The organism is Streptomyces sp. NPDC096013, from assembly GCF_044763565.1.
Lineage (GTDB): Bacteria > Actinomycetota > Actinomycetes > Streptomycetales > Streptomycetaceae > Streptomyces.
Window position 1 is genome coordinate 577356 of record NZ_JBIWGK010000002.1, and the last position, 11727, is coordinate 589082.

General features: G+C 73.1%; 10 protein-coding genes. 8 read left to right on the forward strand and 2 right to left on the reverse strand.

All coding sequences use genetic code 11. From position 1 onward, the window contains the following. Positions 1–8 precede the first annotated feature (8 nt). Both ACIRB1_RS10100 and ACIRB1_RS10105 read left to right on the forward strand, forming a co-directional pair. The gene (locus ACIRB1_RS10100; RefSeq protein ID WP_403465207.1) at positions 9–767 is read left to right on the forward strand and encodes an SDR family oxidoreductase; all 759 of its coding nucleotides are present in this window, start codon (positions 9–11) and stop codon (positions 765–767) included. Between the two features lie 133 nt (positions 768–900). Continuing rightward, positions 901–1806 carry an SDR family oxidoreductase gene (locus tag ACIRB1_RS10105; RefSeq protein ID WP_403465208.1) on the forward strand — a complete coding sequence of 302 codons (906 nt, stop codon included), beginning with the start codon at positions 901–903 and terminating at the stop codon, positions 1804–1806. Between the two features lie 48 nt (positions 1807–1854). Here the strand turns inward: ACIRB1_RS10105 and ACIRB1_RS10110 are convergent, their stop codons facing one another. Next, positions 1855–2736, reverse strand: coding sequence for a hypothetical protein (locus tag ACIRB1_RS10110; protein ID WP_352183753.1), 882 nt, complete (start codon positions 2734–2736; stop codon positions 1855–1857). 170 nt (positions 2737–2906) lie between these two features. Here ACIRB1_RS10110 and ACIRB1_RS10115 point away from each other — a divergent pair, with 170 nt between their 5' ends. The 3 genes from ACIRB1_RS10115 (at position 2907) to ACIRB1_RS10125 (ending at position 7534) form a co-directional block, all read left to right on the forward strand. Continuing rightward, positions 2907–4274 (forward strand): hypothetical protein, encoded by a 1368-nt coding sequence (locus tag ACIRB1_RS10115; RefSeq protein ID WP_403465209.1) that lies wholly within the window; start codon positions 2907–2909, stop codon positions 4272–4274. A gap of 75 nt (positions 4275–4349) precedes the next feature. After that, entirely contained in the window at positions 4350–5606 is a 1257-nt protein-coding gene (locus ACIRB1_RS10120; RefSeq protein WP_403465210.1) for an AAA family ATPase, read from the forward strand. A 635-nt stretch (positions 5607–6241) separates the two neighbouring features. Then, the gene (locus ACIRB1_RS10125; protein WP_403465383.1) at positions 6242–7534 is read left to right on the forward strand and encodes a VWA-like domain-containing protein; all 1293 of its coding nucleotides are present in this window, start codon (positions 6242–6244) and stop codon (positions 7532–7534) included. 120 nt (positions 7535–7654) lie between these two features. Here ACIRB1_RS10125 and ACIRB1_RS10130 read toward each other — a convergent pair whose 3' ends face one another. Beyond that, positions 7655–9421 (reverse strand): beta-galactosidase family protein, encoded by a 1767-nt coding sequence (locus ACIRB1_RS10130; protein WP_403465211.1) that lies wholly within the window; start codon positions 9419–9421, stop codon positions 7655–7657. Between the two features lie 164 nt (positions 9422–9585). Here ACIRB1_RS10130 and ACIRB1_RS10135 point away from each other — a divergent pair, with 164 nt between their 5' ends. The 3 genes from ACIRB1_RS10135 (at position 9586) to ACIRB1_RS10145 (ending at position 11671) form a co-directional block, all read left to right on the forward strand. Continuing rightward, complete coding sequence (locus ACIRB1_RS10135) at positions 9586–10461, forward strand: helix-turn-helix domain-containing protein (protein ID WP_403465384.1); 876 nt, start codon at positions 9586–9588, stop codon at positions 10459–10461. 139 nt (positions 10462–10600) lie between these two features. After that, a complete protein-coding gene (locus tag ACIRB1_RS10140) occupies positions 10601–10951 on the forward strand; it encodes a chorismate mutase (protein ID WP_369187125.1) in 351 nt (116 codons plus the stop codon). A gap of 174 nt (positions 10952–11125) precedes the next feature. Next, complete coding sequence (locus ACIRB1_RS10145; RefSeq protein ID WP_352183758.1) at positions 11126–11671, forward strand: response regulator; 546 nt, start codon at positions 11126–11128, stop codon at positions 11669–11671. The last annotated feature ends 56 nt before the right edge of the window (positions 11672–11727 follow it).

Genomic DNA, 11727 nt, shown 5'->3' on the forward strand with positions numbered 1-11727 from the left:
GAGGCCCTGTGGACAACTCGCCCGACCACCCCCTGAAGGGCCGGACCGTCCTCGTCACCGGCGGCACCCGAGGCGTCGGCGCCGGTATCGCACGGGCCTTCGCCGAGGCCGGTGCCGAGGTGCTGACCTGTGCGCGCAGACCGCCCGAAGTCCCGTTCGAGGGAGCCGAGTTCAGGCCCCTCGACCTCCGGGACCCGGACGCCGTACGGGAGTTCTTCGCCGTGCTGCCCCGGCTCGACGTGCTCGTCAACAACGCGGGCGGCGCACCGTACCGCCCCCTCGTCGACGCGGAGGCCGAACGGCACGCGCGGATCATCGAGTTGAACCTCCTCGCCCCGCTCACCGCCTCCCTCGCCGCGTACGAACACCTCAGGCGGGCCAGGGGCTCGGTCGTGATGATCGGCAGCGTCAGCGGCAGCCGGCCCTCGCCCGGTTCGGCGGCGTACGGGGCGGCCAAGGCCGGGCTGGAGAACCTGGCGCGCTCGATGGCGGTGGAGTGGGCGCCGGACATCCGCGTCAACACCCTCGTCGTCGGCATGGTCCGCACCGAGCTGTCCCACCTCCACTACGGCGACGAGGACGCCATCGCCGCCGTCTCCCGCACCGTCCCGCTCGGCCGCCTCGCCGACCCCACCGACGTCGGCGCGGCGGCGGTCTTCCTGGCCTCCGACGCGGCGGCCTACATCAGCGGGGCGAGCCTCCTCGTCCACGGGGGCGGAGAGCGGCCCGCGTTCCTGGACGCGGCAACCGCCAACAAGGACACGTGAGTTGAGGAACCGGCAACAAAGACGCGTGAGTTGAGGAACCGGCAACAAAGACGCGTGAGTTGAAGAGCCGGCAACAAAGACGCGTGAGTTGAAGAACCGCCGGCCAGGACACGTGACGTGAAGGGTGAGCGGAATGAGTGGAATCTGCGACGGACGGGTCGTCGTCGTCACCGGCGCGGGCCGCGGACTCGGCCGCGCCCACGCCCTCGCCTTCGCGGGCGAGGGCGCCCGGGTCGTCGTCAACGACCTCGGCGTCGGCCTCGACGGCACCCCCGGCCCCGACAGCCCGGCCGCACAGGTCGTCGCCGAGATCCGCGCGGCGGGCGGCGAGGCGGTCGCCCACGGCGGCGACATCGCCACGACCGCCGGTGCCGCGTCCCTGATCGCGACCGCGCTCGACACCTACGGCCGGCTCGACACCCTGGTGAACAACGCGGGCTACCTGCGCGACCGGATGCTCGTCAACCTCGACGAAGACGACTGGGACGCGGTGACACGGGTCCATCTGAAGGGCCACTTCCTGCCCCTGAAACACGCCGCCGCGTACTGGCGGGCCGAGACGAAAGCGGGTCGCACCCCGGTCGCCCGCATCATCAACACCAGCAGCGGAGCAGGGCTGTTGGGCTCGGTCGGCCAGGGCAACTACAGCGCCGCCAAAGCCGGGATCATCGCCCTGACCCTGGTCGCGGCGGCCGAACTCGCCCGCTACGGCGTCCAGGTCAACGCGATCGCCCCCGCCGCGCGGACCCGCATGACGGAACACACCTTCGCGGAGACCATGGCCGCGCCGGGCTCCGGGTTCGATGTGATGGCGGCGGAGAACGTCTCGCCGCTGGTGGTCTGGCTGGGATCGGGGGAGAGGGCCGGCGTCACCGGGCGGGTGTTCGAGGTCGAGGGCGGGCGGATCACCGTCATGGAGGGGTGGCGGGCGGGGCCGGGTGTCGACAAGGGGGCGCGGTGGGGTGCGGCGGAAGTGGGGGAGGTGGTGGTGAAGCTCTTGGGGGAGGCGGAGATTCCGGGGGCGGTGTACGGGGCGTAGCGGGGGTTTTACGTCCGCTTCTTGGCTGACCGCGACGGGCGGTGCAACCTACGTGTCGCATTCCAGCACCGTCCGGCACAAGGAGCACCTCGCCCTGACCCGCCCCCGCACCGGCACCCTGATCCGCTGATGACACGTGGGGCACGGGAACGACACCCGCAGGCTGCCCGCTCCGTCCCCGCTGAAGGCGTACGGCACACCCTGCTGCGACCCCGGCCCGTGCCGCCGGTCATGGGCGTACCGGCGCCGCCCCGCCCACCCCGCCGCGGTCAGCGGAGGCTGCTGCTCGTCGCGACGGGCCTGGGCCATGCCCTTGACGTACGCCGTGTAGGCCTGGGGGCTGGTGAACCACACGGAGGGGTCCTCGCCGAAGACCAGGGCCCGCTTGGCGAGGACGTACCCGAACTCCTCCGGTGTGAGATACCCGAGTTTCTGCGAGGACGCCGAGTCCTCCCGGTACGCGTCCAGCAGCAGCCACCCGGCGCCCAGATACGTCGCCGCCGTGTCCGTGAGGATCTCGTTCTCCCGGGTGCCGGGGAAGGACAGGTCGAGCCGGTGCAGATAGACGTGCATGACCTCGTGCGCGAGAGCCGCGCCGATGTCCCGCCGATGCGTACGGAACCGGTCGTTCAACTCGATGAAGTACTCGGGCCCCGCGGTGAGTTCGACGTTCGCCGCGTGCGTCATCTCGCGGAAGCTGATGATCGGCCGGGCATCCGGGAGCCGGTAGTGCCGGACCATCTCGCGGGCCACCCGCTGCGCGCCCAGATGCAGGTCGTCCGTGTCGGCGAACGCCACGTCGACCGGCGCCACGCTGGTCGCGAACGTCTGGACGGTGTCGTAGGACAGCCGTCTGTAGAGCGCGGTGATGGCGTCCCGCACCGTCGCCAGGTGCGGGTAGCCGTGCTCGACCGGTCCGTCGTCCGCCACGTCCACAACCCCCAGAGACGCCCTGAACCCGCATCCACTCTATGCCGGTGCCCGCCGAAGCACGCCCCCGTAAATCCCTGGCAGATCGCGGACGGGGCGGTTATGCTCCCCGCGATGACCACTCACTCTGTTCACAGAATGGGGGTCCCGTCCGCGCAAGGTGAGTGCTGATGCACCTTCACCCCGCGAACGAGGATTCCCCGCGTTCCTTCTGGCCGCGCGTGCGCGAGTTCGCCGTGCCGCCCTCCATGATCGAGACGGCCACGGCCCGCCGTGACGCCGGTGACTGGGCGGGCGCCTGCGCCGCCGCCCGAGTCGACATCGATCTCGACCTACGATCCGTAGCGCGCGACCACGGCCGGGAACTCGCCGCCCGGGTCCGTGCCGACCTCCGCGCCCTCGCCCCCGACCTGCTCCGCTGGCACCTCCCGCGGATCGCCCCGGACGGCCTGCTCCGCCCGGGACTGACCCTCACACTGGCCCGCTACGGCGACGACGCCACCGGCCCGCCGCACCTCGTGGTCCGGACACCACCGGCCTGGGCGGACGGCGGGCAGCGGATCAGCCTCGCCCTGTGGGACGGCACCCACCGCGACGCCGACGCCCGCCGGCATCCCCATCCCCGGCCCAGCCGCTCCTTCCGCCTCGACCTGCACCGGCACCTGTGGGACGCGGGGAGAAGCGGTGAGCTGCGGGACCGGTCCGGGGCCGAACTACCCGAGATTCCGGACCAGTTGGAGATGCCGGAAGGGCTCCACTGCGCCGTCGGCCGATGGGCCGCCGAGGCGGCGATCCTGCTCCGCGCGGAAGGACGCACGACCGGTCCCGTCGTCGTACGGCTCGGTTCCCGGCACCGGCTCGCGCTGACCCCGGAACCGGCCGGGGACACCCTGCGGATCGCCCCCGCGCCGACGGACGGCAGCGCCGCCGCGCTACCGGTCCTGCCCGACGCGGCGACCTGGGTCCTGCCCGACCTGGAACTGCTCCGCACCGGCGAGATCGACGCCGGCCGGCTGCATCCGCTGGTCGCCGCCGCGCTCGTACCGGACCGTCCGCCACCGGAGGATTCCGCGCCCGTGCCGGACGGTGCGGTCCAGCCGCACCTGATCGAATGCCGGGGCGCCCTGCACCGGATCGGTCTGGTGGACGGCGTCCTGGCGCCCCTGGACCACGATCCGGGCGAGGTCAGGCGCGAGGAGCTGCTGGCCGCGCTGACGGGTACGCCGTTGCCCTGCCTGCGGGCCATCGACGACGCCCATCGCCGCCCCGACTGCCTCACCGGCGTCAGCGAACGGCTCGTCCACGGCGACACCGCCGGTGCGCTGGCCGTCGTAGAAGGGCTGCTCGGGACCGAGGCCGTGCTGCGCGGTGGCGCGCTGCGGGACGAACTGCGGGCGGCGGCCGAACGGCGGCTCGCCTACGGGCTGTTCAGGGCCGGCCTCGCCGATCCCGGTCCGCGAACCGGCCACTTCGCCCCGGGGCGTCCGCATCCCCGGCTCCGTCCCGCCTCGCGCCCGCGCCACACCCTCGCCCGCTGACCGCACCGGGCACCGCAGCCGACCGCTGAGCCTGCCCTCACCCATGTCCCGCCTCGACCCCAAAGGTGATCCGCCATGCCCACACGCACCCTGTACGCCGCCCTCGACCCCACCCTCCCGCGCACCCAACTCGACGTCGCCGGGGACCTGTTGACCCTGCTGCGCGACACCACCACCGAACCGCGCCCCGACATCCAGCTGGAGGCCCTCACCCTGTCCGTGGCCGCCGACCTGCCCGTGCTGCTGTGGGGCGAGCCGGGGATCGGGAAGACGGCCGCGCTGACCCAGCTCGCCGACGCGCTGGACCTGCCGTTGACGACGGTGATCGCCAGCGTGCACGAGCCGTCCGACTTCTCCGGGCTGCCCGTCATCGGCGACGACCCCGCCGAGGAGGGCATCCCGATGGCCCCGCCGGACTGGGCCGTACGGCTCGTACGGGCGGGCAAAGGGCTGTTGTTCCTGGACGAGTTGTCCACCGCGCCCCCTGCCGTGCAGGCCGCGCTGCTGCGGCTGGTGCTGGAACGGCGGATCGGCGCGCTGCGGCTGCCACCGGGGGTACGGATCGTGGCCGCCGCCAACCCGCGCTCCTCGGCGGCCGACGGCTGGGAGCTGAGCCCGCCGCTGGCCAACCGGTTCGTACACCTGCGGTGGACCCACGACCACGAGGTCGTCGTGCGCGGACTCGCCGGCACCTGGCCGCGCGCGACCCTGCCACGGCTCGACCCGGAGAAGCTGCCCGAGGCCGTGGACTTCGCGCGCCGCGCGGTGTGCGGGCTGCTCACCGGCCGGCCCAAGCTCGTCCACCAACTGCCCGGCAACGAGACGCGGCGCGGTGGTGCCTGGCCGTCGCCCCGCAGCTGGGAGATGGCGATCAGCCTGATCGCGTTCGCTACGGCGGCCGGGTCCTCCCGCGAGGTGCTGTCGCTGCTGGTCAGAGGGACGGTGGGGGACGGACCCGGGCTCGAACTGCTGGCCTGCGTCGACCGCATGGACCTGCCCGACCCGGAGATCTTCCTCGCCGATCCGACGGCCGGTGAGCTGCCCGAGCGCGGGGACCTGCGGCAGGCCGTGCTCGACGGCGTGGTGGCCGCCGTCCGCAACCGTCCCGACCGGGCCCGCTGGGACGCGGCCTGGGCGCTCCTGGTCCGGGCGCTGGAGACCGGCGCCCCGGACCTGGTCGTCGTCCCGGCGACCACGCTCGCGTCGCTGCGCCGGGAGGACTGGGCCGTCCCCGCGTCCATCGAGCGGCTGGCCGGGGTGGTCTCCCTGTCACAACGGGCGGACCTGGCGGAGGCACGCACGGCGGCGACCAGCGGGAAGGGGGGCCGATGAGGATGCCGGGGGGTGTGAACGTGGTGGGGGGTGGGGGTGGTGTGAACGCCGTGGACGCTCGGGATGTTGTGAACGCGTTGGGCGGCGGGGGCGCTGTGAACTCCGCGAATGCTGGGGGCGCCGTGAACGCGTCCGGCAGGCAGGGCGCTGTGAACACCGGGAACACTGGCATCGCTGTGGACCCGCTGGGCGGTGGGGGTGGTGTGAACTCCGTGGACGCTCGGGGTGCTGTGAACGCGCTGGATAGGCCGGCCGGTGTGAACTCCGCGAACACTCGCGCCGCTGTGAACGCGCAGGGCGGCGGGGGTGCTGTGAACTCCGCGGACGCTCGGGATGTTGTGAACGCGCCGGTCGGGCCGGGTGCTGTGAACCCCGCGAACACTCGCTCCGCCGTGAACGCGCAGGGCGGTGGCGCTGCTGTGAACTCCGCGAACGCTCGGGATGTTGTGAACGCGCGGGACAGGTCGGCCGCTGTGAACCCGGCGGGCGGCGAGGCTGCTGTGAACTCCTCGAACGCTCGGGGCGCCGTGAACGCGCAGGGCGACAGGGGCGCCGTGAACGCGCCGGACAGGCCAGCCGCCGTGAACCCCGCGAACACTCGCCCCGCCGTGAACCCGCAGAGCGGCAGTGCCGCTGTGAACGCCCCGAACACCCGAGTCCCCGCGCCCCCAGCCCCAGCCCCCACCCCCACACTCGACCGCGACAAACTCTTCGCCGCCCGCCTCTACGCCGCCCGGGTCCGCCCCTACCTCGCCACGGCGCTTTTCGCGCTGCACACCGTCGAGTCGCGGCACGTGCCGACGATGGCCGTCGACCGGCACTGGCGTTGCTATGTGTCGCCGGGTTTCGTGGACCGGATGTCCGTCGAGGACCTGGCCGGCGTGTGGGTCCACGAGGTGTCGCATCTGCTCCGGGACCACCACGGGCGCAGCGACCGGGTCGCCCGTGAGCGCGGACTGACCGGCCCGGGGGAGCGGCTGCGGATGAACATCGCCGCCGACTTCGAGATCAACGACGACGCGTACGGCGACGGCCTCGTCACCCCGGCGGGCGCGATCCGGCCGGAGGCGCTGGGCCTGCCCGCGGGGAACCTGATGGAGGACTACCTGCGCTGGTTCAGACTCGGCCCGCGCACGCAGGAGTTGGCGTGGCTGGACTGCGGCAGCGGCGCCGACGGGCTCGACCGGGACTGGGACCTGGGCCCGGACGGCGCCGACGGTCTCACCGAGCAGCAGCGCGACGCCGTCCGCTTCCGGGTCGCGCAGGGCATCACCGGCCGCCCCGGCAGCGCGCCCAGCGGGTGGCGGCGGTGGGCGGAGGAGGCGTTCCATCCGCCGCAGCCCTGGCGGCAGTTGCTCGGCGCGGCCATCCGCTCGGCGGTCTCCGCGCCGGGTGCCGGCGAGGACTACGTCTACGGCAGGCCCTCGCGCCGTTCGGCCTCGCTGCCCGGCGTCGTGCTGCCGAGCCTGCGCCGCAGACCGCCCCGGGTGTGCGTGGTCATCGACACCTCCGGGTCGGTCAGCGACGCCGAGCTGGGCAGCGCGCTCCTCGAAGTCGCCGCGATCGCAAGGGCGGTGGGCGGTCGCCGCGACCTCGTCACCGTGGTGCCGTGCGACGCGGCGGCGGGGATCGCGCACTCGCTGTGCGGCGCCGAGGACATCCCGCTGCTGGGCGGCGGCGGCACGGACCTGCGCACCGGCTTCGCCAAGGCGCTGCGCACCCAGCCCCGGCCGGACGCGGTCGTCGTCCTCACCGACGGCCAGACCAAGTGGCCAACGACCCAGCCACCGTGCCGGACGGTGGTGGGCCTCTTCCCGCGCCGCCACGAGACCGGGGAGTACGCCGAGGACGACCCCGACTACGTGCCGGACACCCCGCCCGACTGGGCACGGGTGGTCGAGATCGGGTCCGCCCCCATCAACCGATGAGCCCTCAGCGGCTCCTTTCGGCAGCTCGGCAGCTCGGCAGCTCTACAGCTCGACAGTTCACCAACCCCGCAGCGCCCGTCACCAACCCCGCGGCGCCCGTCACCAACCCCCCGGCGCCCGTCAGCAACCCCGCAGCGCGAGGGTGAACCCCGAGTCGACCGGCGCCTCTTGGAGCTCCAGCAGCCACACCTCGTTCACGCCCTCGCGCAGGACCGCACCGGGGACGTACAGCTCCCGCTGCGGCCCCGCCGACCAGTACCGCCCCAGGTTGAACCCGTTGACCCACACGAACCCCCGCGTCCAGCCCGGCAGTTCGAGCAGGGCGTCCCCGGTGCCGTGCACCTCGACGGTGCCCTGGTACAGCCCGGGGGAGTCGTCCGGCGGCAACTCCCGCAGGGCGACCGCCCCGACGTCGTCCAGCGCGTCCAGCGTGTCCAACCGCAGCCCACGCGCGCGTACGCCGTGCAGGAACTGCCGCTCGTGCAACAGGCCGCCGGTGATGCCCTTCGGTTCCCCGAGCCGCGGCCCGTAATTGACCCTCCCCAGGGACTCCACCCACAACCGCACACGCGCGTGCCCGGCGACGGGCTCCTTGAGCTGCTCGTCGCCCTCCGTGAGGACCCCGGCCCGCTCCCCGTCGACGTACACCACCGCGAGGTCCCGCAGCCCGCGCGCGGTGAGCGGATACGGTGCGCGCGGTCCCGGAACGGTCACTTCATAGCGGACGATTCCGCGGTCCACGTCCAGTTCCTCGAAGGTCGGCGGCACGGGACCCGAGGTCTCCGGTCCGCCGAGCGTCTCCAGGACGTCGTCCAGGGGTGCCCATCCGGACAGGCGCACCTCGGCCGGGCGGCCCAACACGGCTGGTGCGGGCGGGAGTTCGGGCAGCGGGCCGTCGGCGTAGGCGGCGAGGACCTCGCGGAAGCGCCAGAACTTGTCCGTGGGGCGCCCGTACTCGTCGATCGGCGCGTCGTAGTCGTACGACGTCACGTCGGGCTCCAACGGGCCCTCGTGCAGGGCGCCGCCACCCCGGTTGGCGCCCGCCCAGCCGGCGAAGCTGGTGCCGCCGTGTGCCATGTAGAGGTTGACCGAGGCGCCGCACTCCAGGATCTCGCGCAGCGCGTCCGCCGCGTCCCCGGCGTTCCGGACGACGTGTTCGCCGCCCCAGTGGTCGAACCAGCCGCACCAGAACTCCATGCACATCAGCGGCCCTTCGGGCTGGTGCCCGCGCAGCGTCTCGAAGGCCACGCGCGCGTGGGACCCGAAATTCACGGTCGCGAGGACACCGGGGACCGAGTCGCCGCTCAGCATGAAATCCTCGGGACCGTCCGAGGTGAACAGCGGGACCGTGACCCCCTGGTCCCGCAACAACTCCTCCACGCGCCGCAGATACACCGCGTCGGAGCCGTAGCTGCCGTACTCGTTCTCGATCTGCACCATGATCACCGGGCCGCCGCGGTCGAGCTGCCGGGACGCGATCTCGGGCAGCAACTGCCTGAACCAGCGCTCCAGATGGCCCAGGAAGCGTGCGTCACGGGTACGCGCGCGTGGCCCCAGTTCGCCGGTCAGCCAGTGCGGCAGCCCGCCGTTCTCCCACTCCGCGCAGATGTACGGCCCCGGGCGCACGATCGCCCACAGGCCCGCCTCCCGCGCCGCGTCCAGGAACCGGCCGAGCGCCTGGACGTCCCGGAAGTCGCCCGGCGCCGGCTCGTGCAGGTTCCACGGGACGTACGTCTCCACGCAGTTGAGGCCCATCGCCCGCAGCATCGCCAGCCGGTGTCCCCAGCTCGCCTCGTGCACCCTGAAGTAGTGCAGTGCCCCGGACAGCAGCCGCACCGGCCGCCCGTCCAGCAGAAAGTCCCTGTCACCCACCGTGAACTCGCCCATGCCCCGACTCTCGCCCCTTGGCGGCGATCACGTCCATGGACAAAGATCACCACTACTTGGACCGAGCGGTGGACGAGAGGACGCGGGCGGTGGGCGAGGGAGCGCGGGCGGTCGGAGAGGGGGCGCGGGCACCGGGGGAGGAGGCGGGGACGTACCACACCTGGATGCGGTTCTTCACGCCCACACCCGCCCACCACCGCCTCGGCCTCGCCTGCCTCGGCGTGGGCCTCCAGTACGGCGCCCTGCCCACCGTCGGCCCCCGCACCCTGGATCACCACGTCGCCGTCGTGATCAGCGCGGGCGGCGGCTGGTACCTGGCCCCCGACGGCCGCCGTACGACCGTCACCGCGCCCGCGCTGCTGTGGCTCACCCCCGGAGTGCCGCACCACTACGCGCCCGACCCCGGCGGCGGCTGGGACGAGGGGTTCGTCGACTTCACCGGGCCCGCGACGGCGACGTACACCGAACTCGGCTACATCGAGCCGGAGCGGCCCGTGGTGCCCCTCTCGGACGCGGCCGGACCCCGCGCGGTCATCGGGCGCATGGCGCGCGCCGCGCGGCGCGGCAACCCCCTCCTGGAGGTGGAGACCGGCGCCGCCGTCCACGAACTCCTGGTCGCCCTGCGCCGCGCTCGCGCCGACCTCGCCCCCGACGGCGACCCCGTCCTCCAGGCCCTCGCCCGGGACGCCTGTCTCCCGCTGACCGTCGCCGACCACGCGGCCCGGCACGGCATGACCCCCGCCGCCCTGCGTGCCGCCGTCCGCCAGGGCGCCGGATGCAGCCCCAAGGACTACGTCCTCGGCATCCGCCTGGGCCGCGCCAAGGAGCTGCTGGCCGCCACCGAACTGCCCGTCGCCGCCGTCGCCCGCCGCGTCGGCTACGACGATCCCGCCTATTTCAGCCGCCTGTTCACCCGCCGCGTCGGCATGCCCCCGGTCCGCTTCCGCGCCCAGCAGGGCCGTACCGTCCCCGGCGGCTGGAGCGACCAGGTGCCCGATCCGGCCGATCCGCCGATCATCGAGTGGCCGCGCGCCACATAGCCCCGGCGAGCGAGTGGTCGCCCACCACACGATCCCGGCGATCAATTGGTGGCCCACCACACAGTCCCGATGGCCGAGCAGCCGTACTTCCCGCAATCCCGATGATCGAGTGGCCGTATGCCACGTAGGGTTGTCGCCCATGACCACCAGCACCAACGGAACCGGTGACGTCGACCCCGCCGTGCGCGCGGAGCTCGCCCGGCTGCGCGACAGCATCGACAACATCGACGCCGCCGTCGTCCACATGCTCGCCGAGCGCTTCAAGGCCACCCAGCAGGTCGGCATCCTCAAGGCCACCCACCGGCTGCCGCCCGCCGACCCGGCCCGCGAGGCCCGCCAGATCGAGCGGCTGCGCACCCTGGCGGAAAACGCCAAGCTGGACCCGGCGTTCGCTGAGAAGTTCCTCAATTTCATCATCGGCGAGGTCATCCGCCACCACGAGCGCATCGCGGAGGACGCCGTGAACGGCGGTTCACCCACGGCGAACTGACCTCACGGGTCCTGTAATGGGCGTGACAGCGGGGCGAGTTCGGGACCATGCTGCGCTGTGCACTCCCTGTGCACTCCCTGCGCACTCCCTGTGCACTCCATGTCAACTGACGGGCACGCCCTGTCAGTGCCTGCGTCATAAGCTGGTTGTCCCACGCGGGAGGGACGTCGGGCCATGCCGTCGGATGCCAAGATCCTCATCGTCGACGACCATGAGGACACCCTGTATGCCCTGGAGAGCGCACTGGCCCCGCTGGGCTACCGGCTCGCCCGCGCCACCAGCGGCGACGAGGCGCTCAAGCAGGTGCTCCGCGGACAGGTCGGCCTCCTCCTGCTGGACGTGCGCATGCCCGGCGTCAGCGGCCTGGACGTGGTCCGCTACCTGCGCCGCCTGGAGCAGACCCAGCACATCCCCGTCCTCCTGCTCACCGGCTTCGGCACCGACCCCGAACTGACCGCCGCCGCCTTCTCCCTCGGCGTCGCCGACCTCGTCATGAAGCCCGTGGACCCCTGGACCCTGCGCACCAAGGTCCGCTACCTCTACGACGCCCACCAGCGCCACCGGGCCCTCGAACAGGAGGTCCGTGAACTCCGCGCCCTCCTCAAGGACCCGCCCGAGCCCGGCCCCGCCCTGCCCCACCCGGACACGCGCGTGCCCAGCCAGCGCGATGCCCAGAACACCGCGGCCCCCGCACCCACCTCCGCCCCGGACCGGACATAAGCCGCGTACCGGGCCGCGTCGGTGTCCTGTCCCCAGCCACCCCTGTGCCATGTCGG

Coding starts and splice junctions, on each gene's coding strand:
- ACIRB1_RS10105 (WP_403465208.1), top strand. CDS start 901: ATGAGTGGAATCTGCGACGGACGGGTCGTCGTCGTCACCGGCGCGGGC.
- ACIRB1_RS10115 (WP_403465209.1), top strand. CDS start 2,907: ATGCACCTTCACCCCGCGAACGAGGATTCCCCGCGTTCCTTCTGGCCG.
- ACIRB1_RS10120 (WP_403465210.1), top strand. CDS start 4,350: ATGCCCACACGCACCCTGTACGCCGCCCTCGACCCCACCCTCCCGCGC.
- ACIRB1_RS10130 (WP_403465211.1), bottom strand. CDS start 9,421: ATGGGCGAGTTCACGGTGGGTGACAGGGACTTTCTGCTGGACGGGCGG.
- ACIRB1_RS10135 (WP_403465384.1), top strand. CDS start 9,586: ATGCGGTTCTTCACGCCCACACCCGCCCACCACCGCCTCGGCCTCGCC.
- ACIRB1_RS10140 (WP_369187125.1), top strand. CDS start 10,601: ATGACCACCAGCACCAACGGAACCGGTGACGTCGACCCCGCCGTGCGC.
- ACIRB1_RS10145 (WP_352183758.1), top strand. CDS start 11,126: ATGCCGTCGGATGCCAAGATCCTCATCGTCGACGACCATGAGGACACC.